22 protein-coding genes are annotated in these 24175 nt (G+C 55.7%); 7 read left to right on the plus strand and 15 right to left on the minus strand.

From position 1 onward, the window contains the following. Nucleotides 1–229: 229 nt before the first annotated feature. From P8Z34_04070 to mmsA, 4 genes are all read left to right on the plus strand, one after another. Nucleotides 230–1696 (plus strand): FAD-binding oxidoreductase, encoded by a 1467-nt coding sequence (locus tag P8Z34_04070; GenBank protein MEJ2549841.1) that lies wholly within the window; start codon nt 230–232, stop codon nt 1694–1696. Between the two features lie 26 nt (nt 1697–1722). Continuing rightward, nucleotides 1723–2994 (plus strand): (Fe-S)-binding protein, encoded by a 1272-nt coding sequence (locus P8Z34_04075; protein ID MEJ2549842.1) that lies wholly within the window; start codon nt 1723–1725, stop codon nt 2992–2994. A 12-nt stretch (nt 2995–3006) separates the two neighbouring features. After that, nucleotides 3007–4659: an FAD-binding oxidoreductase gene (locus P8Z34_04080; protein ID MEJ2549843.1), complete on the plus strand. Its 1653-nt coding sequence runs from the start codon at nt 3007–3009 to the stop codon at nt 4657–4659. A gap of 150 nt (nt 4660–4809) precedes the next feature. Continuing rightward, the gene (gene mmsA, locus P8Z34_04085) at nt 4810–6753 is read left to right on the plus strand and encodes a CoA-acylating methylmalonate-semialdehyde dehydrogenase (protein MEJ2549844.1); all 1944 of its coding nucleotides are present in this window, start codon (nt 4810–4812) and stop codon (nt 6751–6753) included. Nucleotides 6754–6878: 125 nt separating this feature from the next. Here the strand turns inward: mmsA and P8Z34_04090 are convergent, their stop codons facing one another. The 14 genes from P8Z34_04090 to P8Z34_04155 form a co-directional block, all read right to left on the minus strand. Then, complete coding sequence (locus tag P8Z34_04090; GenBank protein MEJ2549845.1) at nt 6879–7466, minus strand: TetR/AcrR family transcriptional regulator; 588 nt, start codon at nt 7464–7466, stop codon at nt 6879–6881. Nucleotides 7467–7713: 247 nt separating this feature from the next. Then, a complete protein-coding gene (locus tag P8Z34_04095) occupies nt 7714–8343 on the minus strand; it encodes a C-GCAxxG-C-C family protein (protein ID MEJ2549846.1) in 630 nt (209 codons plus the stop codon). Nucleotides 8344–8381: 38 nt separating this feature from the next. Further along, nucleotides 8382–8621: a MoaD/ThiS family protein gene (locus tag P8Z34_04100; protein ID MEJ2549847.1), complete on the minus strand. Its 240-nt coding sequence runs from the start codon at nt 8619–8621 to the stop codon at nt 8382–8384. Between the two features lie 106 nt (nt 8622–8727). Then, complete coding sequence (locus tag P8Z34_04105; protein MEJ2549848.1) at nt 8728–10443, minus strand: aldehyde ferredoxin oxidoreductase C-terminal domain-containing protein; 1716 nt, start codon at nt 10441–10443, stop codon at nt 8728–8730. A gap of 82 nt (nt 10444–10525) precedes the next feature. Next, entirely contained in the window at nt 10526–11623 is a 1098-nt protein-coding gene (locus P8Z34_04110) for an NAD(P)-dependent alcohol dehydrogenase (GenBank protein MEJ2549849.1), read from the minus strand. Nucleotides 11624–11797: 174 nt separating this feature from the next. Further along, a complete protein-coding gene (locus P8Z34_04115; protein MEJ2549850.1) occupies nt 11798–12502 on the minus strand; it encodes an ABC transporter ATP-binding protein in 705 nt (234 codons plus the stop codon). A 4-nt stretch (nt 12503–12506) separates the two neighbouring features. After that, on the minus strand, nt 12507–13226 hold the full coding sequence (locus P8Z34_04120) for an ABC transporter ATP-binding protein (GenBank protein ID MEJ2549851.1): 720 nt from the start codon (nt 13224–13226) through the stop codon (nt 12507–12509). Continuing rightward, nucleotides 13213–14169: a branched-chain amino acid ABC transporter permease gene (locus P8Z34_04125; protein ID MEJ2549852.1), complete on the minus strand. Its 957-nt coding sequence runs from the start codon at nt 14167–14169 to the stop codon at nt 13213–13215. Before P8Z34_04125 ends, P8Z34_04120 begins: the two co-directional genes overlap by 14 nt. A gap of 4 nt (nt 14170–14173) precedes the next feature. Beyond that, on the minus strand, nt 14174–15043 hold the full coding sequence (locus tag P8Z34_04130) for a branched-chain amino acid ABC transporter permease (GenBank protein MEJ2549853.1): 870 nt from the start codon (nt 15041–15043) through the stop codon (nt 14174–14176). Nucleotides 15044–15163: 120 nt separating this feature from the next. Next, entirely contained in the window at nt 15164–16462 is a 1299-nt protein-coding gene (locus P8Z34_04135; GenBank protein ID MEJ2549854.1) for an amino acid ABC transporter substrate-binding protein, read from the minus strand. A 737-nt stretch (nt 16463–17199) separates the two neighbouring features. After that, a complete protein-coding gene (locus P8Z34_04140; protein MEJ2549855.1) occupies nt 17200–18543 on the minus strand; it encodes a uroporphyrinogen decarboxylase family protein in 1344 nt (447 codons plus the stop codon). A 32-nt stretch (nt 18544–18575) separates the two neighbouring features. Beyond that, a complete protein-coding gene (locus tag P8Z34_04145; protein MEJ2549856.1) occupies nt 18576–19208 on the minus strand; it encodes a cobalamin-dependent protein in 633 nt (210 codons plus the stop codon). Nucleotides 19209–19369: 161 nt separating this feature from the next. Then, nucleotides 19370–20176, minus strand: coding sequence for a dihydropteroate synthase (locus P8Z34_04150; protein MEJ2549857.1), 807 nt, complete (start codon nt 20174–20176; stop codon nt 19370–19372). Then, nucleotides 20160–20813 (minus strand): DUF1638 domain-containing protein, encoded by a 654-nt coding sequence (locus P8Z34_04155; protein MEJ2549858.1) that lies wholly within the window; start codon nt 20811–20813, stop codon nt 20160–20162. Before P8Z34_04155 ends, P8Z34_04150 begins: the two co-directional genes overlap by 17 nt. Nucleotides 20814–21005: 192 nt before the next feature. Here P8Z34_04155 and P8Z34_04160 point away from each other — a divergent pair, with 192 nt between their 5' ends. After that, on the plus strand, nt 21006–21755 hold the full coding sequence (locus P8Z34_04160; protein ID MEJ2549859.1) for a GntR family transcriptional regulator: 750 nt from the start codon (nt 21006–21008) through the stop codon (nt 21753–21755). A 14-nt stretch (nt 21756–21769) separates the two neighbouring features. Next, entirely contained in the window at nt 21770–22423 is a 654-nt protein-coding gene (locus P8Z34_04165; protein MEJ2549860.1) for a cobalamin-dependent protein, read from the plus strand. Between the two features lie 164 nt (nt 22424–22587). On the opposite strand, the gene P8Z34_04170 is transcribed toward P8Z34_04165, so the two are convergent. Then, a complete protein-coding gene (locus P8Z34_04170; GenBank protein MEJ2549861.1) occupies nt 22588–23721 on the minus strand; it encodes a hypothetical protein in 1134 nt (377 codons plus the stop codon). Nucleotides 23722–23960: 239 nt separating this feature from the next. Here P8Z34_04170 and P8Z34_04175 point away from each other — a divergent pair, with 239 nt between their 5' ends. Then, nucleotides 23961–24137 carry a hypothetical protein gene (locus P8Z34_04175; GenBank protein MEJ2549862.1) on the plus strand — a complete coding sequence of 59 codons (177 nt, stop codon included), beginning with the start codon at nt 23961–23963 and terminating at the stop codon, nt 24135–24137. The last annotated feature ends 38 nt before the right edge of the window (nt 24138–24175 follow it).

Raw genomic sequence — 24175 nt, forward strand, 5'->3', positions numbered from 1 at the left:
TAGCAGAACACAAGCTTCCGAACAAGCAAGCCTTTTTTCCCAGTGTTTCTTTGATTTTGAGAGCATCCGATCGGCCGGTAAACCACAGCGATGCGTCTTTTAGGGTTTCTCGATTGTTTATATAGAAAGAAAATGCCGGCGAGAAAATTGACAAATGCCAAAATTCGATATAAACTGAATGTATTCAGTGAATACGTTCATCTAAATTACCTCTCGCAGGGAGCTGCCCATGAATGGACATCGCGTACGCCTGATGGACATCGTAGGTGAAGCGGGCGTAACCGAAGAGCCCACCCTGGGCGATTCGTTCTCGCTGGATCGGGACCTCCTGCCGGCGTTGCATCCACGTTTCCGTGTACAGCCGAAGGACGTGGACGAAGTCGAGGAGATCGTTCGTTGGGCGAATGACGCCTCCACTCCGCTGGTGCCGCTTAGTTCGGGGGAACCGCATCTGCGCAGCGCGTCCGCGCCCAGCGCCCCGGGCTCAGTCCTGGTCGATCTGAGCGGGATGAAGCGCATACGGAAAATCGACCGCAGGAACAGGCTCGCGCTGATCGAACCCGGCGTGACATTTGGAGAGCTGCAGCCCGAACTCGCTGAAGCCGGCCTACGCTTGATCACACCACTCCTCCCCAAACAGGCGAAATCGGTCATCACCAGCCTGCTGGAACGCGAACCCATCATGTCCCCTCGCTTCCAATGGAATCTGCTCGAACCGCTTCGCAGCCTGGAGATCGTATGGGGTCACGGCGAGAAATTCTGGAGCGGAAGCGGTTTCTTCCATCTCGAGAACGAAGAAAGCTGGAAGCAAGGCCTGGTGCCGCTCAACGGGCCGGGGCCGGGCCAGCTGGATTTCTACAAAATGGTATCGGCGGCCCAAGGGAGCATGGGGATCGTCACCATGGCCTCGGTAAAATGCGAGGTACTTCCGGAATTCCGCAAAACGTTCCTCATCCCGGCAGCCAAACTCGAAGATTTGATCGATCCCATGTACCACCTGCTGCGCTTTCGCTTCGGTGATGAACTGTTCATCGTCAACCGCAATTGTCTGGCCCTCATGCTCACCCGGGAAACAAACCAGATGCAATCCCTCAAAGAGACCCTTCCCGCATGGATGATGATCGCCGGCGTCAGCGGAGGCCACATCCTGGCACACGAACGAGTCCAGGCGCGCGAAGCTGACATGCGGTCCATAATCGAGCAAGCCGGCCTTCAAATGCTCACTGACGTGCCGGGATGCAGCGGCAGCGAACTGCAGGATGTCATCCTCAAACCCTGCGAAGCGCCGTATTGGAAATTGAGGTACAAAGGCGGGTCACAGGAAATCTTCTTCCTGACCCATCTCGAACGCACACCCGCCTTCAATTCGGAGATGGACGAGCTGGCCATCCAGTTCCGTTATCCCCCTTCAGACATTGGGGTCTACATTCAGCCGCTGCATCAAGGTGTGTACTGCCATTGTGAATTCATGCTGCCTTTCGACCGGGGGATTCCGGAAGAAAGAGCGCGGAGCGAATCTCTGTTCCGCGAAGCGAGCCTGAGGATGTTCAAGCAGGGTGCGTACTTCTCGCGCCCGTATGGCATCTGGGCCGGCATGGTGTACAACGGCGATGCCCGGACGACTATCGTCACGCAGAAGGTCAAACAGATTTTTGACCCCAACAACGTCATGAACCCCGGCAAACTTTGCTTCTGAGTGCTGCGTGCGTGGAGGAGAGTGACATGGCATTGGAAGATTTCGCACCGGAGATGGATCGCTGCAGCGCTTGTTCCTACTGCAAGTGGGTCCCCTTCGATCAGGTGAAAAGCTGGAGATTTGCCAAGAACTGCCCCAGCATCGCGTATCACAATTTCAACAGTTACTCCGCCCGCGGCCGGTACGCCGTCGCCCGCTCCCTGCTGCGAGGGCAATCCGACTGTTCGGAGACCGTCAAGAAAATCGTCTTCACATGCCTGACCTGCGGCTCCTGCGACGTCAGCTGCAAGGTCTGCCGGTACAACCTGGAACCGCTCGAGATGGTGCGCGAACTCAAGTTCTCGCTGGTGGAACAAGGTTTCGAACTCGAAGCGCTCCGTGCCGTCAGGGAGAGCCTTGCAGCGTTCAGAAATACCCAGCAGCAGCCTACGAACAACCGCGGCGATTGGGCGAACGACCTCGATGTCCCCAGGATCGACGAGCGGCCCATGCCGATTCTCTTTCACGCCGGCTGCCGTTTGAGCTACGACAAGGAACTGCAGGAAGAAGCCAGGACGGCCGTGCAGATATTACAGGCCGCCGGCGTCGAGTTCGGCATCCGCGGAGATCAGGAAATCTGCTGCGGCGGCAGATTGTATTCCATGGGATACCGTCAGGCGTTTGAAGACTGCGCCGAGGCGAACATGGCGGCCTGGAGCAAGGCCGGCGTGAAGACGGTAGTGACCTCCTGCGCCGACGGCTATCACGCCTTCAAACGCCTGTATCCCCATCTCGGATCGCAAGTGGAAGTGCTGCACACCGTGGAACTCCTCGATCGTCTCATCCAGGAAGGCAAAATCAAATTCCGTACGGAAGTTCCCCTGACAGTGACCTATCACGATCCCTGCCATCTGGGCCGTCAAGGAGAGCCGTACGTGCCGTGGGACGGCGTAGAGAAGAAGATCAAGGAACAGATCGTCGTCTACGAACCCAGGAAACCCCGATACAACGGAGCCTGGGGCATATACGACCCGCCCAGGCGCATCCTGGAAAGCATCCCCAGCTTGCGTCTGGTGGAGATGGAACGCATCCGTGAGTACAGCTGGTGCTGCGGCGCCGGCGGCGGCGTGCGCGAAGCCTACCCGGAGTATTCCCAATGGACGGCATCCGAACGCATCGCTGAGGCGAGGGCCTCGGGCGCCGAGGCTCTGGTCAGCGCCTGTCCGTGGTGTGAACGGAATTTCAAGGATGCTGTCGAGACGCAGGACGGGGACATGAAGATACTCGACATCGTCGAACTGGTGCAAATGGCGATGTAGTGGAGGAAGCTGATGGCATTATCGAAAGAGTTATACCGTGCTCTCGAAGACATCGTCGGCGCCGAAAACTTATCGGACGACCCGGCGGTGCTCGACTCCTACCGCTATTCGCTGGCGCACACCGCGATTCACCTCGGTCCTTATTTCGACACCTTTACGCCACGCGGGGCGGCGGTGCTGCTTCCCGGGAGTACAGAAGAAGTGCAGGCGATCGTAAAACTGTGCAACATGCACAAGATCAAGTTCAAAGCCTCCAGTACGTTCTGGTCCGCCCAGGGCTACCCCTCCTCCGAAAACACCCTGCAGCTGGACATGCGCCGCATGGACCGCATCCTGGAGATCGACGAGAAGAACATGTTTGCCGTCATCGAGCCCGGAGTGATCGGGGCGACGCTTCAAGCGGAAGCGATGAAGCTCGGTTTGAACACTCACCTGCCCGGCTCCGGATGCAGCTGTTCCATCCTGGCCGGCGCAACGTCGTATTTCGGATCGGGCCCCAGCAATTTATACGGCGGCTGGCACTACGACAATTTATTGGCCATGGAGTGGGTGATGCCCACCGGCGATCTCTTCCGGACCGGATCGCTGGGTTCCAACTGCGGCTGGTTCTGCGGCGAAGGTCCGGGCCCGAGCATGAAGGGCATCGCCAGAGGATTCCTGGGAGCGAAAGGGGCGATGGGCGTCTTCACCAAGTGCGCCATCAAGCTCTTCGCCTGGCCCGGTCCGGAAAGCCTTCCGGTCGAAGGAACCGTGCCTGCCTACGGGGTCTCACTGCCCGAACTCTTTCGAGCCTACACGCTGGCATTTCCATCGTGGAAGGCCTGGGCGGACGCGGCCTACACGATATGGGACACCGGCATCGGCTACCTGGCTCACCGCCAATTCAACATGTTCGGCCGCGATCTGAAGTACGCCATGGTGAAGATCCTCACCGATCCAACGAAAACACTCGGTGATCTGGAACAATTGCTGCAGGATCCCGAGGTTCAAAAGGTGACGGATGAATCCACCCGCGACTTTCAAATCGTCCTGGCGGGAATGACACCACGCGACATCGAATGGCAGGACCGCGTGCTGGACGAGATTCTGTCCCGGACGGGCGGCTGGAAGGTCGAGGCGATGAATTCGCCCGAAGTCAATCCCTGGATGCTGCTCTACCTGATCCGCCTGGGCCACAAGAATCTGAACCTCGTCTTCGGCGGATCCTACGACGGCTGTTTCGGTTTGCTGGGTGCGGCGGACCTCGGAGCCGCCAACGCCGAAGAAGCCGGCGCGTTCAAGAAAGAATGGGAGAAACGCGGTGCCATCGTGGCGGGCGGCGGTGATTGTATGATGGGACCGATCGGCGGCCAGGGCGGAGGCGGGACGTGCCTGTGGGAAAACTTCACCTGCTTCGATCCTTACGACAAGTTCTCCACCGATGGCACGCTGGAGTTCTTCGACGCCTGTACGGAATTCGGGCTGGAGAAGGGCTGGGGCGTCGGGATGGAAAAATGGAACGCGCAGGCCCGCGGTCCGGACGGCAAGACCCCACCGAAGGAGGTGCGCGACAAGATCCATCTTTCCAACCCGCAACCTTCGGCGTTCCGCTACCAACATCGGATTCGGGAGATCTTCAACCCGAACGATCTGGGGGACGCGTATTACGAAACACTTGATGATTGAACCCGCCCAAGCATAGCATCTGCGTCGGCAGATCGAATCTGCCGGATCCAGGTGGAGGATTGGGCAGCGGAAGGTGTTCGATCCTTCATCCGGGAAAAAGTTTTCCGCGTGCGAAAGCATCCCTGACTGCACCGGAAAGGAGACGGGGCCATGGCCATTTTATCTGAACCGATCCAAGAACCAGTCGACCTCATGAACTTCGTCGGAGGCGAATTTGTGCCCTCCAGCGGAGCCACGAAGGAGGTCGTCAACCCGGCCACCGGAAAGGTGATCGCCAGGGTACCTGTATCGACCAAGGTGGACCACGACCGCGCGGTCGAAGCGGCGCTGGAGGCATACCCCGACTGGCGCAGCACGCCGCCGGTGGCAAGAGCCAGATGTCTCTTCCGCTTGAAGGAACTGCTCGAGGAAAACTTCGAAGAACTGAGCCGCATCCAAACCATGGAGCACGGTAAAACCATCGACGAGTCCCGCGGGGAGACACGGCGCGGCATCGAGAACGTGGAAGTTGCCACGGGAATTCCCACGCTGATGATGGGCACCAACCTGGAGGACATCGCAACCGGCATCGACGAGTATCTCATCCGCCAACCGCTGGGAGTCTTTGGAATCGTCGGACCGTTCAACTTTCCCTTCATGGTGCCGTTGTGGTTCGCGCCCTACGCGGTCGCGACGGGCAACTGTATCGTCCTCAAACCTTCTCCAGATACGCCCATCAGCCAGGCGAAGATCGTCGAACTGGCGGATGAAGCCGGAATCCCGCCCGGCGTCTGGAACGTGGTTCACGGGGAGAAGGACGTGGTATCGGCGATGCTGGACCACCCGCGTATCAAGGGAGTATGCTTCGTCGGTTCGACACCCGTGGGCAGGGATGTGGTCTACCGGCGCTGCGGCGAAACCGGCAAGCGGGTCATCGCCCAGACAGGCGCGAAGAACTTCGCCCTGGTCATGCCGGACGCCGATATTGATCGGACGGTAGCGGCCTGCATGACCTCCTTCTTCGGCAACACCGGCCAGCGCTGCCTTGCGAACGCCAACCTGATCGTCGTCGGTGAAGGGCTATCCGAAATGCAGCACAAAGCTTTTTACTCCGAAGTCGTGGACGCCTTTGTCACCGCAGCCGGTAAGATCCGCGTGGGCTATGGGCTCGACGAAACGATCCAAATGGGACCCTTGCAGAATCCCGGCAAGAAAGAGAGAGTCCTGGGGTATATCGAGAAGGGTATTGAGCAGGGCGCCACCCTCACACTGGATGGACGCATCCCGGAGATCGTCGGGGACTATCCGGATACCTGTTTCGTCGGTCCGACGGTGTTCGAAGACGTGACGTTGGACATGGTCATCGCCCGGGAGGAAATCTTCGGGCCTGTGGCCATGATGATGAAAGCCGGCGGCTTAAGCGAAGCGATCGATATGATCCACACCAACCCGTTCGGCAACGCCGCCTCCATTTTCACGGGAAACGGCAAGTGGGCGCGGGAATTCCAATACCTGACCGATGTGGGGAATATCGGCATAAACGTTGGCATCGCAGCGCCAATGGCGTTCTTCCCCTTCAGCGGCATGAAGGATTCGTTCTTCGGCTCACTGCACGGGCAAGGCATGGAGAGCGTCCGCTTCTTCACCGAGAGTAAAGTCGTCATCTTTGAAGTGCACGACGCAAATATCACAGCTTCCGCCATCATGAGCTTCTCGGAAAAACTCGAGGAGCAATCCATGGCCTTTTACGAGCAGCTCGCCCGGAGATTCGAAGAACAGCGGGATACCTTCCTGCGCTTCGCGAAGGAGTGCAAGAAGAACAAGATCCACCTCGTGCGGACCTACCAGGAGACCATTTCCGACGCGCTGGAAGCCACGTTTTCTTTCGAAACGCTGGAGTTCCCCGAGATCGATTTCGAAAGTCTGCTGGATGAAGAAGCCAGTTTCACCGATGTCGTTAGCGGTGCGATGGCTATCGAGAGGCAAGCCTCGGAATTTTACACCGATGTCGCGGATCAGTCCCAGTCACTACTGGCAACCATCCCCAGAGCTTTCAAGCGTGTGGCGAAGGCAAGACTTTCCCGAAGCGAGACCTTGGAGGCTTTACGAAATTAAACTTATCCTTTCGAGACGACGAAGAACCTGCTACGACTCCGGCTTTTGGTCTTGAAAGGATCAAATCGCAAGGCTCAATTCGTCCCCGGTCAATTTCGTAAAGTATTGTTGGATGTAGTTGTTCACTATCTGATGAGAGTGGATACCAGGATCGCCATGTTTTCGTGCATGGTCGTTTCCAAGTCGTAGCGTCCGTCGTGCAGGCTCCAGTCGAACACGATCCCACGCGCCATCATGAACAAGAAGCGCACCACATCTTCCGGGGCGGCATCCGTATTGATTTCTCCTCGCTGCTGCCCCCGGCGGATGAGATCTTCCAGCATCATCAGCATCGGACGCCCCTTCATGATGAAAAACTTCACTTTCGGATTGAAGAGCTGCTGGGTCATCTCCACGCCGCTCATCACGTTGAATTTGGCGTAGTGATCGAAGAACTCGAGGATCTGTTCCGGAACGCTCTCCCCGTTTTTCCCCAGCACGACTTCGTTGGAGAAGTAATCGTCGGCTTTGCGAAAAATCTCTGCCAGGATATCGTTTTTCGATTCGAAGTAGTGGTAGAAAGCCCCAACCGAAACGCCCGCCTTCTCGCTGATGTCCACGATCGTCAGGTTCTCAAACCCTTTACGGTCCATCAACTCGATCGCAGCGTTGTAGATCCTGTTGCGGGTTTCGATCGCCTGCTCTTGTCGTTTGGTGCGAGTTCTCTTGGTCATATCGGGTTCCGTGCGTGATGTCATGCCGGCGGTTGAAGAGATTGGCAATGGGGTATAGCATAAAAAAGCCGGAAAGTAAAGTTCACCGAATCGATTCGGAATAGAAATGCTTTCGAAACGATTCGCGCCTTCGGGGAAATAGCTGGAGTTATAAGTAGAGCGTTTTTCTGCAGGCCTTGCCGCTCAACGAGTGCGGTTCAGGATCTCCGGCTCGAGTCAAATCGATGACATCGGCTGCGGGTTCCAACTATGCCATGCTGTCGAGGATGATCTCAGCCGTCAGCCTGGCGCCGATCCCCGGCAGCAGGCCGCATTTTTCAAAGCCCTGGGCTTCAGCGAAGGCCTGCATGTTCTCTTCGCTCGCCGCAGGGTCCATGTAGCGCCCAAAAACGACGTCTTCGTGGATCTTGGGGCACACCACTGCGCCGACTTCGTCCTCGAAGCGGGCCATGAACTGGCGCGCCATCATGATCGACGCGCCCACAGCATCATAGTCCATCACGTCTTCACTGCCGAAATACAGCCCGAGAGCGATGAGGCTCCCGGTCACTCCGCCGCACATCCAGCCCGTGCCGCCGAACCCGGGAAAAGGCGAGAGGGCCTGGATGATCTGCATGCTGCCCAGGCCGAATTCCTCCAGGATGGCGAGCGCAGTACCCTTGGCACAGTTGCGGACAATGAAGTTGTATTCCTGCGCCCTTCGCTCGATTCTCTCTAGAATTCGTTCTCTTTGGGACAGCAGTTCCTGGGGATTGAGGTCTTTTCTGGGAATCCCTTCCTGAGACAGTTTTCTTACCCTAGCCTCGATCGCGGGAACGTCCCAGTCTCTGGCCGCAAGTTCCTGCACTTTTCCCTGCAACGCATCAATATCTGCCACGTTCTCGCTCCCTTCCTGAAAACGGCCGGCGACCAATCTCAGCCTCCGGCTATACTCTGAAACACGTTAATCATCTTTCCATCCCCTAATGTTTCCTGCGCATCCAGGACCCGGCCTTCCATGATGGCCACAATCCCACGGCGATCCGTGAATTTCAGTTGGGCGAACAGATCCCCAACAGTCGCGCCATCGGGAATATCGACCAGAAGGCCATGCGCATGCTCATAACCCTCGATATGCCGGCCCAAAGTCCCATACAGCCTCACGCATACCTTCATACCGTATCTCACAGTGCAGCAGCGCTTTCAACGGAATCCTCCGCAGCGGTCTTCCGATGGGATAAGGCTGCCAGTGTCAACGATCTGAACCAACGCAGTTAATAACCTAAAAATCGAATGTTTCGTCAATTTCATCATCAGGGATGGTAAACACGACGTCGTGCGGCGGCAGCGGTTCTTTATAGAACATCTCGGGCAGGCGGTCGTCTTGTTTCGTAAACCCTGCCTTGCGGTTGAAATCACGCTCCGCCTGCAATACCCGTTTTCCTATTCCCATGGGAAACTCGCCCGCGTCGATTTCAACGCCCGATTTGGCGCTGATCGCCTTTCGAAAAGCCTCGCTCCCCTCCGGGGCCAACATGGCCACGCTGGCCATAAAACACTGCCCCATGGTATCGAATGCGGCCATGGCGATCTGCAGGAAACGTGAAGTTTCGACCTGTCCTTGTGGATCCAAGGGATCGAGCTGCTTGGTCAGGTACGCACCGACGATGTTACCGGCGGTATGATCGGCCCCCATGGGGGACGTTGCGTACGTGACTCCTTGACCCAACATGGCTCTTGGGTCGTATGCAGCGATACTCTGGCCTTTAACCACAGGAACTCGCGAGTGATTGAAATGTCTGCCGACAGCTGCTGGACCGTTCCCTAAAATCCTTCCGAAATCCGTACCCTGGGCGATCTCCTCCACCATTGTGATCGCAGCCTCGGCGTCGCCGAACTCCTTGTAGCCGGCATCCATCGCGACCGCCACGGCCACGCCGGTGCTCATCGTGTCGACACCGATGTCGTCACACAGGTGATCGAGTCGGGCGATAACATCCAGATCGGCGATACCGGTCATACCGCCAGTCGCCCAGATGGTTTCATATTCCAGGGAGCTGGTGACGAAATTACCATCCTTGTCTACGTATTCATTCGAACAATGGATCATACACTGGCTGCAACCCTGGTGTGTGGCCTTACCCCCTCGCTCCTTGATGATCTCTGCCATCCTCTCGCCGCTGATATTTTCCCAGCCTTCAAATGTGCCCTCGCGCGCGTTATAGCTGGGGAAGGCACCCATGACGTTGACCGGGGCGACGAGTGCCGCCGTCCCGAGTTCCGGCATTACTTCGCCGCTCATGTGATCCGCCTTCACAAACGCCACCACATCCTTGACCGCCGCCTTAAAAGCCTTTGGATCGGCTACGGCATCTGCCGCCTTTCCGCGTTGATCGACCACCAGCGCTTTCAAACCCTTGGAGCCCATGACGGCGCCCATGCCCCCGCGTCCAGCGGCGCGGCAAGGCCGGCCATCGACGTCAGAAGATTGAATCGAAGCAGCCGCAAGTTCGTACTCCCCGGCCGGTCCAATGCAAAGGACGGAGGTGTCTTCGCCGTATGCCTCCAGCATTTTCTCTACGAACGCATAGGTACGCATACCCCGGTAAGTATCGGCCGGTATCAGGCTCGCCTCACCATTCTGGTCGATGCGAAGAATGTTGAAGTCCGACGCTGCGCCTTCAGCCACAATGGCGGTAATTCCCAGGTGTCCCAGCGCCGTGGCTACGGTGCCACCGGCGTTGCTTTCCTTTATCCCGCCAGTTAATGGGCTCTTCGCCCCGATGGAGATGCGGCTGGTGTTCGGCAGCGTCGTGCCGCTCATATAACCGGGAGCGAAGATCAGTTTATTCTCCGGACCCAAAGGGTCGCACTTCGGCGGCACTTCTGCGTTGATCATGATCGAAGTCAGTCCTCTGCCGCCCAACCCGGCGTACTCCTTCGGTACATCTTCGATGTGAACGGTTTTATCACTCATATTGACTCGGATGAGTTTCATGTCTCCCGCCTTTCCCTATCTCTCATGGACGCATGCGCAGCGCAGACCCAATACCTTCATAAGAGTCCGATTGAGACTTCGCTCACATCTTCAATACAGGTTTCATTACTTTCCCCTGTTCCATATCTTCGACGGCTTGATTGATGTCCTCGAACTCATAGAATTTAATAAGACGGTCGAAGGGGAATCTTCCTTGCGCGTAGAGTTCGATGAGGACCGGGATGAACAGGTCCGGAATCGCATCCCCTCCGAGAATTCCCCTCACCGTGCGGCCGTTCATGATCAGGTCCATGTCCAGGCTGACTTCCGTGCCCGGCGGCACGACACCGGTCAGCCCACAGATGCCGAGGCGCGGCAGCACGTCTACGGCTTGCCGCAGCACCGCCGGGTTGCCCACACACTCCAGGCTGTACTTGGCGCCGCCACCGGTGATCTCCAGGATGGCTTCCACCGGGTCCATCTCCCCGGCGTTGATGGTGTGGGTCGCTCCGAGTTCCTGCGCCATCTTCAAGCGATCTGCGTTCGTGTCCACAGCGATGATGGTGGTGCAGCCGCATACGACTGCAGCGAGGATCGCGCTCATGCCCACGTTGCCGGCACCGAAAACGGCAATCGAAGATCCCGGTCTGACCCCCAACGAGTTCATCACGGCGCCGGCGCCGGTCATTATGCCGCAGCCCATCGGACCCAGGATCTCGAGCGGCACGTCATCCCGCACCTTGACTACGTTGCGTTCGTTGGCCAGGGCGAAATTGGCGAAAGAGGACTGGCAGAAAAATGAGCCGTGTACGACCTGATCGCCTTTTCGCAAGGTATCGGAATCGTCAGGACGGGCGCCGTGGAAGTTGTGTTGGAAAAAGTTCAGACAGTAGAGCACCTTGCCGGACTTGCAGGAACTGCACTTCCCGCAGTAATCCCAGGCGAGCACGACGTGATCGCCCGGTTTGACCTTGGTTACCCGCGAGCCCACGCGTTCCACCACACCCGCTCCTTCATGCCCGAACACGCTGGGCGGCGCCGGAATCGGTAGATGCATGTCCCGACCCGCCAGGTCCGTGTGGCAAATACCCGTTCCGATTATCCGCACAAGCACCTCGTCGTCGTTCGGCTCGCTCAGCTCGAGTTGTTCGATGATGAATGCGCCCCCGGGTTCCGAGATGACCGCAGCTTTGATGTCCATGTCTTCCTCCCTGCCCCGCAGATATCCCTATCCGCGAAGTCTAGAAAAAGTGTGGCTGGCCCGATCATTCCGGATAAGCGCTCACTTATCCGGGTTTTGAAGACCCATAGTGACGTTCACCGGGTTATCATGCGCCGCATTTCGCGCGCTTTGGAAGGCGACACGGGCTGCCCGCTACAATCCGAGAAACGCCTGTCTCACGAAGTCACTCTCGAGTAGATCTTCACCCGTCCCTTCCATACAGATGCGGCCATTTTCCATTACGTACGCCCGGTCGGCTGTCTCCAGGCTGTGCCGCACGTTCTGTTCGACCAGCAGGATGGTGATCCCCTGTGCCCGCATATCTTGAATGACGCGAAAGATCTCCTCGACCATCAGCGGCGCCAGGCCGTAGGAGGGTTCGTCCAGCATGCATAACTTCGGCCTGGACATCAACCCACGGGCGATCGCCAGCATTTGACGCTCGCCGCCGCTCAAGGTACTGGCCAATTGCCCGGTTCTTTCCTCCAGGATGGGAAAAATCTGGTAGACCTGTTTCAGAGTCTCTTCCTTTTTTTGCCAGGCGCGGAGGGAATACGCCCCCATCTCGAGATTCTCGTACACCGTCATGTCGGGAAACACTCTCCCACCTTCGGGCACGTGAGAGATTCCCAGGTCGACGATCACGTGAGAGGGCAGGCCATCGATCCGCTTCCCCAGGAATTCAATCGTGCCCGAAACGGGAGGCGCAATACCCGAAATGGCATCGAGCAGTGCGGTTTTTCCGGCGCCGTTCGACCCAATCAAAGCCACGATCTCAGATTCACGGACTTCCAGACAAACGTCCCAAAGCGCTTGGGTCGCCTCACAAGGGGTGCAAACATCACATAGTTCCAGCACAGGGTTATTCTCCTAAGTAAGCCTCGATCACGGTTTTGTTGGCTGCAATGCGTTTGGGTGTTCCCTCCGCAATTTTTTGTCCATGATGAAGAACGATGATGCGATCGCAGATACTCATGATCGCATGCATGACATGTTCGATCATGAAAATCGTTATTCCCCGATCTCGAATCTTATGGACCAGCTCCATCGCCCCGGCCAATTCTGTGGGATTCAATCCCGCCATTAATTCATCCAGCAGCAGGAGTTCCGGCTTGGTCGCCAACGCCCTGGCGACTTCAAGACGTTTCTTGTTACACAGGGTGAGGCTGTGGGCCGGGACCTTGCGCATTTCTGACAGCCCTACGAATTCACACAATTCTGAAGCATCTTCGGCAGCTTCCGACATCGACGAGTCATTGGCTGAACCGAAGATCGAACCCAGCAGGACGTTTTCGACGACCGGCATGTTGCCGAATATCTTCACCGACTGAAACGTCCTCGCCACGCCCTTCCGGCAGATTCGATACGGCTGCATGCCGGTGATGTTTTCGGCTTTGAAATTTATGGTTCCGGATTTCGGAACAGCCGCCCCGGACACCAGATTGAACAGTGTCGTCTTGCCCGCCCCGTTGGGGCCGATCAACCCGACGACTTTGCCCTTGGTGATTTTAAAATCCACCTCCGAGACTGCGGCCAATCCGCCGAAATTTTTTGTGACGCCGATACCTTCAAGGATTGGCATGTTGCTCCTCCGGATTTCTTTTCTGCCATTTCTGGATCAGACCCACCAACCCATTGGGCAGGTAAACGATGACGATCAACAAGATCAGGCCGATGGTGAACATGTAGTAATAGGGGAATTTGGTGATCAACAGTTCCTCGAGGATGGCGAAAATGCCGGCACCCAGAACGGGGCCATAAAGTTGGCCCATTCCGCCGAAAACACTCATCAAGACGGGCATGAAGGAATAATGTAATTTGAAAGCGATATATGGATCGACATACGTCCAACGTGTCGCCATGATCGCACCGGTCGCACCCATGAAAACCGCGCTAAACGCAAAGGTTATGGTTTTTAGTAGATTCACATTCACACCCAAATGAGCAGAAGCTTCCTCGGATTCTCCGATGCTCCGCAAGGCCAACCCGAACCTGGAACGCCGGATGAGGTACGTCGTGAGCAGCAGCAACACCAGGATCGTCAGCATGATGTAGTAGATCGTGTTGTTATCGACCAGGATGACGAACCGGCCTCGAGTGCCCGTATACTTGATCTCGTACCACAGGAGCAGGTGCTTGCTGAGTTCCACAAGCCCCAGGGTGAACATGGTGAAATAAACCCCCTTCAACCTCAGCGTCAAAGCGCCGACGAAGAGGGCAAGGATGAAACTGACCACTCCGCCAGTGAGGATGACCAACGGCAGCGGCAATTCCGTGCCGAGGACGGCGGAGGTATAGATGCCAACTCCGAAGAAAGCCGCCGGCGCGAAAGAAATATAGCCGGTCGGACCGGAGAAGATCACCCAACTCACCGTCAGGATGATGTACATGAAGATGCTGGTGAGGAGAATGACGGTATAGGTAGAGGCGTATAACGAAAGTGTGGCAAAGAAAACCAGGAGAATGAACGATGCACCGGCCGGCCACGATGTACGCAGGTTAAGATTTAGCTTGGAAGAATTCATTTCGTTACTTCCCCATGATTCCGGTTGGTTTTAAGAGCAATAACAGGATGAAGATCAGGTAGTACGCCACAAGCGCCAATCCCGGCTCGAAATACGTCACGATGCTTCCGATAAGCCCGAGCGCAAAACCTCCGATATAACTGCCGGGGATGCTTCCCAATCCGCCCAGGGCCACCACGATGATGGCAATGATGGTATACGGCATGCCCATCACCGCATGGACCGGATAGCACATACTGATCAGCATCCCGGCGATGCCTGCCATGGCCGCCCCCAATCCGAAGCACAACGCCAGGACCCGATTGATATTCACCCCCATGAGTCCTGCCGTGGTTGAATCCTGTGCCGCCGCCCGGATCGCTTTGCCCATGCGAGTGCGTGCCAGGAAGAGGTAAAAAACCACGCCGATTACGATCGCAAATCCTGCAGTCACGAGACGGTTGGCGCCGAACAGCGTGCCGGCGATATGGACGGGAAATGCAAGATAGGAATAACCCCGAATCTCGGGACCCCACGTCAGCAAAGCGATATTTTGAATGATGAACATGAGGCCGAATGAGGCCAGCATGGAACTGCTTTCAAAAATAGCCGGCGAGTCAGAGATGGAATGGAGGCGTTTGAACAACGTTTGATGGATGACATAACCCAAGGCGAAAGCGACGGGGGCGCAAACAGCGAGGGACACAAAAGGATTGATGTCAAGCGTTTGAGTAATCGACCACGTGGTCAGCCCGCCGAGCATGATGAATTCGCCGTGGGATATGTTGAGGACTCGCGCTACGCCATACTGCAGGCTGAGACCCATGGCGATGAGCGCATACAGGCCCCCAAGCAACAGCCCTGCGATAACGATATCCAGGATGGTTGTAATCATGTAACCAGCTCCCTTGCGATGATGGGCAGAGAGGCAGGCTGCTTAAAGAACAATCTGACGAGTATGTTCGATGATGAACCGAGGTGCGTCTCTTTAAGCAAGCCTGCGCAGCTGCTCAAGTCAGCCGGTTGGCCACTCCGGCTTTGGATAGATCATCTCTGCAGTCGCCCATTCTTTCGGTCCGATGACCTCGTAGACTCCGTTGTTCCATTGTCCGATCTCGCCCGTGTGGCAATCCTTCGAGAGCAGGCCATTCTCGAAGAAGGTGGGACCCAGAACCGTCTCGAAGGTTTCGGTCGCCAGAACGTCACGTATCTTGGCCTGGTCGAGGGTGCCGGCTTTCTCGATGGCTTGCTTCCATACTTCGAGACCGGCCCAGTACAACGGGTGACCCCACGGATCCTGGATGTCCTCCGGTTGGCCTGTGTAAAGCTTGTCGGCCAGCGCCTGAGCCGCATCCGACTGCTTCGGGCTGAAGGACGTAAAACCCATGATCCCTTCCACCATCGGGCCAAAGGCCGTATGGAAGAACCCGAAATTGACGCCGGGGCCGCCGACCCAGCCTTTGGGGTTGTACCCAAGTTCGATCGACGTTCCCATCGCGGGCATGATCTGATCGGGATACGCGAAGCAGCAGAAGACGTCGGCGCCGGACGCATCCGCGTCCTTGATTATGGGCGACAGATCCGTGATGTCGGGTGGGAGGCTCTTGACGCCGATGATCTCGATCCCTTTCTTCGGAAATTCGATGCCCGCAACACCGGAATACTCGATGCCGTGCAGGTCGGCGATGTACGCGATGTAAGCCGTTGTGGCGCCCTTCTCCTGCAGCAGATCGGCCAGCACCGGCAGCTGGTACCAATCCGAAAAGCTGAGCGTCACGAATAGATACGGCAGGCTGGGGAGTAGTTCCTTGACACTCGTGGCCCCGCCTTCGGCTGTCACTAAAATGTAGCCGTACTTGTTGGCGATCGGGGCCTGGGCGAAGATGAACGACGTTCCACAAGCCGGCCAGAGGAAATCCACTTCGTCCTCGACGATGAGTTTCTCGGTCAGCCTGGTCATCGTACCCACGTCGCTGGTGTCATCGTAGATCAGCATTTCGATGGGCAAGCTCTTGCCCAATTCGTCGACATAGATGCCCCCCGCGTCATTGACCTCCGGGACCCAGGTCTCGTAGACTGGCTTGAAGGCCGAATCCCCAATGATCGCCAGCGGGCCGGAAAGCGGCCGGGCCATTCCAACGACGATTTTATCCTTGGATCGCGATGGGCTGATCTTTCCACAACTTGCCGCCACCAACCCGGCGCCGGCAGCCGCTGCGGTCTTGATGAAGCCACGCCGAGTTATGCCCTTTTTATCGACCGTTTCAATCGGTGGTTTCTGTAGATCTGAAACGATCCCGTCCTTTGCACCCATCATTTCCTCCTTTTGAACAATCAGAGACGACTTTCTCCTCAAGGTGCTTTGCCTGTTGATTCAATCGGCAACGATCTCATACACACGAATAGTTCGCGGCATCCAGATTGAACGGCAAAAATGTAAGATCGAGTGCAATGAGTAGGTGATGGAAAATGTTAATGCCTTACGACTGAGCACGCTCCTCTCTCGGTTAGAATGGTCTTCATGGGGCAACTACACACCATCCGGCGTGAATGAATACAGGCATACCCCACAAAGACTGACACTCATGAGGATTCTCCTTCCCGATCAATTCCGAGTTCTGGAGCCTGTTTCGAGCCACTTGCTTGCGTTTATGCCCTCCACCGGCTCCATTCGGAAATGATTTTCGACTTCCCTTCCAGCTTTTCTCCTTTCTACTCCATGGCTTCGAGTTCGTACACGACTATCGATTCGTTCTTGTCGGTAACCCGGCCGAGTGCCGGGCTTGACGGATCGAAGCTGCTTTCGATCGATCTGCTTTCATGCTTCGAAGCAGGCAGCAAACATACGACAAGAAGGAAAAAACACAGACACGATGGTCCATTTCGACGAACCTGTCATTCGGCCGGGATGCATTCCTACAGCAAGCGAACACAGGAGATGGTCGTTGGATGAGACGTGAAAGGGCACGAACGTAGTTATCGTAACGGGTCATGTCTCTCCCGGTTCGAAAGTTCCTCCTTCGTCGTTACCGACCCGAATCTTCGGCCTATTTATTTGTAAACGCCGTACTCCTTGGCGGTCTCAACCATCGCCTTGACGTTCTCCGCTTTCGCATGATCGAAGAACGCCCCGTTACAGATGATCAGGCCGCCGTCCTTTCCACACGTGTCAATCAATTTCTTGACGTATTCTTTTATCTCTTCCGGAGTTCCCAGGTTCAACATGGCGGAGGGCACGTTTCCAAGGAGACAGGCATTCTTGCCCAGGGTTTTCTTGACGGCCTGCATTTCCGTCAGATCGATCATCCACAAGGTCTTACCTCTGGGTAAGTCCTTCACAACCTCCAGGCGTTCGCTGTATCCGCCTTCGGCAGCGGGAAGCGGGACACAACCGGCCTCGATCAGCCCCAGGATGACCGCCTTGAGCGTCGGCCAGTAGAATTTCTTGAACTGCTCATCGGAGAGGAAACCGTTCGCACCTTTGTGAAGAGGGATGAAGATCAGGGGATTGCCGGTTTGCTGAGATGCCCCGACACCCATACCAATCATCAGCGGCACCAGGGACTCCATGGCCTCGATGAGTTTATCGGGTTGGCGGTAAATGTCGAGCATGACCCCCTTCGTACCCCGCAGGGTGTCCCCGACGACGTCGAAAGGCGCCTTGGTGAAGCCCCCCAATATATTCGGGAAACCGGCCGTTGCCAGGAAGCCATCAGCGCCGCCGATGGCCCCGATCCATTTCAACGCTTCCGCTCCGGCCTCGAACAGCGCTTGATAGGTCGCCTGGACTGGCGGCAAACCGAAGGGAATGAAGTTCAGCGCGACGCCGTACATTTCGAGGATGCCGGGCAGAAACGGCAACATTGGGAAGCCACTCAACGCCCCAAACACACGCGGCAGATATTTACTGGTGAAAAAGCCTGAAGGGTCGCTGATCAGGGCATCGTATTCATTGGCCATCATGTATTCGCCTTCGTTGCACTGGTAGCTGTGCTCCGGCGCGACCCCATGCCCCGGCCAGGAGTAGAGCTTGTAGTCCAGGATTTCATACATCTTCCCTGGGCCGGGTGCGTATGCGCCCCAATGGACATCCGGTTCAAATTCGAGCACGAAGTTCTGGAAGACCTCGGCACATTTGGCGTAGTCGTACATGGCTTCCTGAACGGTCATACCCGCGTTGGTCCAGGGGAACATGCTGGGAAAGATCGTGACCGGCACTCTGTCCGGCAGTTTTTCCATCTGTATGGCATCTTTGAAGCGGAAAATTCGATTCTTGTACGCCTTTTCAGCTTCCGCGGATTGGAATGGAACGGGGTTCCCTCCAGGATCCTTCAGCGTGAGTTTCCCTTGCCACAATCCTTCCTGGACTTCTTCTGCGGTTAATTGTTTTTCCATTTTCCTACCTCCATGGTTCTCTTATGAGGTTCCTACTTGGCGCCGGTCCATTTCTTCGCGAGGTTCACACCGGCCATCGCGTTGTCGCCGTAGGCGTCCGCGCCGGCATACTTGCTGATCTCCTCGTTAACCTGGCCACCGCCAACCATGATATGGACGTTGTTCCGCAAACCTGCGCTTTCGATGGCCGCCACAGTGTCTTTCATGGCGTCAAATGCGAGGGTCAGGAACCCGCTCAGCGCGACGACCTGTGGTTTGAACTCTTTGATCGCATCGACGAATTTCTTTGCAGGAACGTCCACGCCCAAATCCAGGACATCGAAGCCGTTGACATCGAGCATAAAGGTGACGATGTTCTTGCCGATATCGTGAATATCACCTGCAACGGTTCCGATGAGTACCTTGCCAATCTTCTCGCCTGCGGGCATTTTGGCCAACTCGGGCTTAATCACTTCCGTGATCTCGGTCATCATCTCGCCCGCAAGCATTAGTTCTGGCAAGAAGTATGTCCCCTTCTCATAACGCTCACCGACGATGTCCATGGCTTCCCTTGCTGCATCCAGGATTGCCTTGGGGTCCGTACCGTCTTCCACCATTTCCCTGACTAGGCTGAGGGCTTCGTCCTCTTTCATGTCGGCAATGGCATTGACAAGTTTCTTTGACATAATATCCTCCTATTAAGGACGTGATTTGGGGTCCTTGCCCCAGAGCCGCCGGGCAAGTCAATCGATAGTGTCCCTCCTCTCAAATACGCTATCCGGTTTTTCAGACCCCCACTTGATGGGGTTGGTCACGCCAGCAAACTTTCGCATTTTGAAAACGAATCTCAACACTCCTTTCGATTGAACAGGCCTGCCCGATACGCTCGAGTGTAGTTGAGACAATAACGATCCCGACCGAGGAGCATCTGCGTGGTGATCAAGGCCGCCTTCAGTTCGCGATCCATCGGGTCGACGATAGCGCTGTCCAGACCCGCTGCCACGGCCAGAATCAGGAAGACCCGATTGATGTTCGCTCGAGCCGGCATGCCAAACGAGATGTTGCTCAATCCCATACTCATGTGAGTGTCCGGATATTGCGCATGAATGAGCCGCATGGTTTCGAGGGTTATGTTGGCGCTTTCCGTATCGGTCGCCAGGGTCATCACCAGCGGGTCGATGTATACATCCTCGTCCGGTACGCCACAGCTTCGAGAGGCTTGCATCACCTTGTGAACAGCATCGATCCGGCCAGCACAGGTTTCAGGGATACCGCCATCGTCCATCGCCAGCGCAATCACCGGACAGCGGTGCTTTGCAACCAGCGGCAGGATGCCATCCAAACGCCAGGGCTCGCCGCTGATCGAATTGATCATCGGCGTCCGTTCGACGATCTGGATAGCTTCCGTCAAGGCAGCCGGATTGGGGCTATCCAGACAGAGGGGTATATCCACCACGGATTGCACGGTCTCTACCAACCAGATCAGATCTTCCGGTTCGTTACTCTGCTTCGTGCCGGCGTTTACATCCAACCAGTCTGCGCCGGCCTCCGCCTGATCCTGGGCCAGTTTCTGGATGTAATCTGCGTCACGCCCGGCTATGGCCTGGGCCACTCGTTGGCGTGTGCCGTTGATCTTTTCACCGATGATCTTCATGCTTCTCGCTTGCGTTTCTTTTAAAGTCAAGGTATGTGATGGTTTCGCCCGGTGGAGCGACGACGAAATCGTCATCCCAGGGACCATGCAGTAGTTTTTTAGTCAAGGCATTAGATCCGGGGATCTCCTCAAAGCGTAAGTCGAAGCGTGTCGCCGCACGTCGGCAGTATTCACGGTAGCGTTCCAGATCGTACTGGCCGGTGTTGATCAAAGCCAGACGGGTATAGTTGTTGAACATCCTGCGCATAAGTCGTTGAGCCCTTTTTTCTCCGTATCGCTCTACAATGCGGTCATACTCACTGAATGGACTGTCGCCTACTTCGATCCAGCCCTTGGTGAGATAGTAGGTGCCTGGTTCGGAGTGGTACTGCTTTTTATAGGCCTGGTCCGAACCCAGAAAGATCGCAATACAATCATCGACTTTGGGCACGACCAGTGTGCAGCCGTTGGCATGCAAACCTACAACTGCCTGGGAACAGAGGCCGTAACCGAGGAGGATCGTGTCGAAGGAAGCCGCCGCGGCGTCGATGGTCTCCTGCAAAACGGACCGCAGTCGTGACGGATTGATGTGCAGACCGAAATCCAATACAGAACACTCCATGCCTTCGCATAAGTGTGCCTGCAGTTCCTCGGCCACCGTCGCACAAGCGACGATCTTGGTTCGTCCAGCCTTGCTGATACAAATCCCTCGAGAATCAATGGGCGGCTAGCAAAATGGATTAACCTATTATACACTTATATAGAGAAGTTATCAAATTAAGCGCATTGGGGCATTGACAACGGAAAACGATTTATATATATATTTATACATCCCTGAATGGAGCTTTTTTTGTCCGAAGAACAAATTTTGTCCATCGACCGCGACTCGTATGAACCGGCGTACGCCCAATTGGTGCGCATCCTTTTGAGTCAAATCGCGTCCGGGGAGTTCCGGCCGGGTGACCGCCTGCCCTCCGAAGCCCAACTCTGCGAGCGCTATGGCGTAAGTCCGATGACCGTGCGCCGCGTCATCAACATCCTCACAGACCAGGGCGTAGTCATCGCCGAACAGGGACGCGGCACTTTCGTCAGACCGATGGAATTGAGTACCGCCACGTTCAACCTGGACTCCCTACAGCGGTTTTTTCAAGACGGCAGCCAATCCAAGGTAAAAATCCTTGAGGCGAGAATTGCCCTCGCCACTGAACGGGTTGCGGATAAGCTGGCCGTCGCCGTTGGAGACCGGACCGTCTTCATGCGCCGCTTGATCTACCAGGACGCACAGCCCGTACTCCTGCACCGCGAGTACGTAATCTATGACCCCACACGTCCCATTATCGAAACCGAGATGGAGATCACAGAGCTTCAAGGCCTCTTCAGCGGGGGCGGTGGTACCGATCTAAAGCGGGGTGACCTGGTGATCGACGTGACCAGTTTGACCTCCGAGGAAGCCGCCCTGCTCCAATCGGAAGTTGGAACGCCCGCATTTCGTCTGGAGCACATCTTTTACGATTTCGACAATGGACCGGTAAGCTGGGGCTGGTTCATTTGCAGCGGTGAACGCCTGCGATTTACCGCCGTCATCGGAGTTACCGATTAGGAAGGCAGCGCCCCATGGTTGATAATGACCTGCGCACCAAGTTGATCAACTCGATCTCCAACCTCCAGGAAGAAACCGCCCTTGCCTTCGTACAGGAACGCATCACCAGAGGCGACGACCCGATCGCGATCATCGACGACTGCAGTAGAGGCATGCAGCTGGTCGGAGAACGTTACGAGGCCGGCGAGTATTTTCTGGCAGGTTTGATCATGGCCGGAGAGATCTTCAGCCAGGTCATGGAATGGCTCCAACCCATCGTTGTAAAGCAAGTGACAGGGAAATCAACCGGCCGCATCCTCGTCGGTACGGTTCAAGGAGACATCCACGATCTGGGAAAAAACATTCTCACCATGCTGCTGAGTTGCCACAGCTTCGCCGTGCACGATCTCGGCGTCGACGTTTCGCCAAACATCTTTCGCGAGCAAGCTTCCGAATTTAAACCTCACATCGTAGGTTTGTCCGGTTTGCTGACCAGTTCCTACGACTCGATGCGTGAAACGATCGCCCAGATTCGTGACGGTGGCTATCGAGGACCGATCATCATCGGCGGTGGCCAGATCACCGAAGAGGTCAGCCAATACGTGAAAGCCGACTCCTGGGCGACCGATGCCATCAGCGGCGTGGAACTGTGCCGGCGGTTGATCGGCGGGCAGCCGACTGCGTCCTGACTTCCCTCACGGCGTGCCCAGACCGAGATGTCTCACCCCCTTGCAGCTTCCAGACACGGAAGCCCCGGTATATTTGAATCCAATCAGACGACTCGATTGAACCCATACGGAACTCAACAAGAGGCTTTCGCAGTCTGAGCGAGAATCGACCTGTGGGATTTGAGTCACTGAGGCAGTGCTTGTTCGGGACGACTGAAGAGCAGCACTCGGGTCAGAAAAACGAAAACTACAACGGCTGCAATGGCGAAAATCGTAAATTCATATCCAAGCGGGGCCAGCAGCGATACCGTTACCCAATGCAGCAGAATGATCGATGTTCCATGCAGCCGTTGGGGGAAATTTCGATAATGGACGAGGGCCGTCAACCCGACCAGGTTCCAACCGTACAGGGACAAGTATGCGTGTGTCTGTAAAAGGAAATTTCGACCCGGGACTTCCTTGGGGGCAAATATACTCCACAACACCAATAGAACCCCGGTTAGACCCGTCGTGACAAGGAAAACCATTCCGGATGTCAGAAATCTCTTTTCCTCGACTCGTCCCCAGGTGCTCGCACGGAAAATGTAGTATACGATCAGCACGTCGATCAGAAGCACCGTCGCGACGATGAATTCGGCTATCGGGATTCCGAGGATGATGAACACGAAAAAGATAATGACCCCCAACGTGACGATCCAGAAGGAGGCGATGCCCAGGACGGATAACAATGAGCGGCGAATGTCCTGTGTCATGGAAAATATCATGGCGAACGTAGCCAGTGAGATCGGAAACGAAAATCCCAGATAGAAGTCATCCAGAATCAGGTAGGGTAAATTCAATACGTGGAAAATTTGATTGTCGAGCATAACACCTGTACAAATCAGAAGTCCCAGGGAAAGGCAGAGGATTGCTGCGTGGTGAAACTTACTCGACAGCGGGACGGAGCTCTTGAAAAAATCACTCGGAAAAAAGGAGAATTTGCGGATGCGAATCGATTCTACGACAAAAGCCAAAAAGAGAGAAAAAACGGAGGCAATCAGATAGAGGTTCAGAAACGCAGCGATGCTGAACAATAACGATCCTGCGAAGAAAATCCATCCCCGCCGGGTTAACCTGGACTTGCCTTCCGTAAAATAAAGCAGGATGGTTCCCCCGCTCACCAGGTTGAAGAAGAAAACGTGTAAGCGCTGGAATTGAAATGTGTCCTCGCGCGGCGTCTCAATAATCGCCGATTGCCCCGGAACCATGAATCCGGCATACCCAAAAATGAACCCGGCAACGATCAGAATCCAGATGATCGTTTTCGGCTTGATTCCCATGGCGATTCACCTCATGCTGTGATCGGGTAAAGCAAATCGATTTATATCATTTTTCCGATCCGCTTTGCCAATATCTTCGCCCTGGTAGCATACAGGATCATCGTCCGTTTGGCCATGTTGTCTATCACTTGAACGCTGAGGAATTGTTCTTATAAAGAAAAGACGCTTCCTCGGGCGCTTTCCGGCATTCAAGTGGCGAGGTCCTTGTCCTGAGTCCGTCAAGGCGAAGGATCCTCAGGATGATGGCAAGCAAGAAAGCCTCCGTTCTGGAAGCCTTCTCCTGCAGCCAGGTTGAAGTTTCGGACTGCATCATTCAAGGGCCGCCGATGATCGTTCCGTTGAAACCCAATTTCGCTAAACTTCAATATTCGATCTCGGTGACCCTGGCAGACAAAGAGAAAAGAATGCCATCATGAATCAATCAGGAATTGTTGTTGAAACAGACAGGTAAACC

This window comes from Anaerolineales bacterium (assembly GCA_037382465.1).
Taxonomy (GTDB): domain Bacteria; phylum Chloroflexota; class Anaerolineae; order Anaerolineales; family E44-bin32; genus WVZH01.

Excerpts from the sequence above, each read along its gene's own strand:
- P8Z34_04110 (MEJ2549849.1), bottom strand. The coding sequence starts at position 11,623 with ATGGACATCAAAGCTGCGGTCATCTCGGAACCCGGGGGCGCATTCATC.
- P8Z34_04075 (MEJ2549842.1), top strand. The coding sequence starts at position 1,723 with ATGGCATTGGAAGATTTCGCACCGGAGATGGATCGCTGCAGCGCTTGT.
- P8Z34_04140 (MEJ2549855.1), bottom strand. The coding sequence starts at position 18,543 with ATGGAAAAACAATTAACCGCAGAAGAAGTCCAGGAAGGATTGTGGCAA.
- P8Z34_04105 (MEJ2549848.1), bottom strand. The coding sequence starts at position 10,443 with ATGAAACTCATCCGAGTCAATATGAGTGATAAAACCGTTCACATCGAA.
- P8Z34_04170 (MEJ2549861.1), bottom strand. The coding sequence starts at position 23,721 with ATGGGAATCAAGCCGAAAACGATCATCTGGATTCTGATCGTTGCCGGG.
- P8Z34_04125 (MEJ2549852.1), bottom strand. The coding sequence starts at position 14,169 with ATGAATTCTTCCAAGCTAAATCTTAACCTGCGTACATCGTGGCCGGCC.
- P8Z34_04150 (MEJ2549857.1), bottom strand. The coding sequence starts at position 20,176 with ATGAAGATCATCGGTGAAAAGATCAACGGCACACGCCAACGAGTGGCC.
- P8Z34_04165 (MEJ2549860.1), top strand. The coding sequence starts at position 21,770 with ATGGTTGATAATGACCTGCGCACCAAGTTGATCAACTCGATCTCCAAC.
- mmsA (MEJ2549844.1), top strand. The coding sequence starts at position 4,810 with ATGGCCATTTTATCTGAACCGATCCAAGAACCAGTCGACCTCATGAAC.
- P8Z34_04090 (MEJ2549845.1), bottom strand. The coding sequence starts at position 7,466 with ATGACCAAGAGAACTCGCACCAAACGACAAGAGCAGGCGATCGAAACC.
- P8Z34_04130 (MEJ2549853.1), bottom strand. The coding sequence starts at position 15,043 with ATGATTACAACCATCCTGGATATCGTTATCGCAGGGCTGTTGCTTGGG.
- P8Z34_04120 (MEJ2549851.1), bottom strand. The coding sequence starts at position 13,226 with ATGCCAATCCTTGAAGGTATCGGCGTCACAAAAAATTTCGGCGGATTG.
- P8Z34_04145 (MEJ2549856.1), bottom strand. The coding sequence starts at position 19,208 with ATGTCAAAGAAACTTGTCAATGCCATTGCCGACATGAAAGAGGACGAA.
- P8Z34_04100 (MEJ2549847.1), bottom strand. The coding sequence starts at position 8,621 with ATGAAGGTATGCGTGAGGCTGTATGGGACTTTGGGCCGGCATATCGAG.
- P8Z34_04070 (MEJ2549841.1), top strand. The coding sequence starts at position 230 with ATGAATGGACATCGCGTACGCCTGATGGACATCGTAGGTGAAGCGGGC.
- P8Z34_04175 (MEJ2549862.1), top strand. The coding sequence starts at position 23,961 with ATGATGGCAAGCAAGAAAGCCTCCGTTCTGGAAGCCTTCTCCTGCAGC.
- P8Z34_04080 (MEJ2549843.1), top strand. The coding sequence starts at position 3,007 with ATGGCATTATCGAAAGAGTTATACCGTGCTCTCGAAGACATCGTCGGC.
- P8Z34_04135 (MEJ2549854.1), bottom strand. The coding sequence starts at position 16,462 with ATGGGTGCAAAGGACGGGATCGTTTCAGATCTACAGAAACCACCGATT.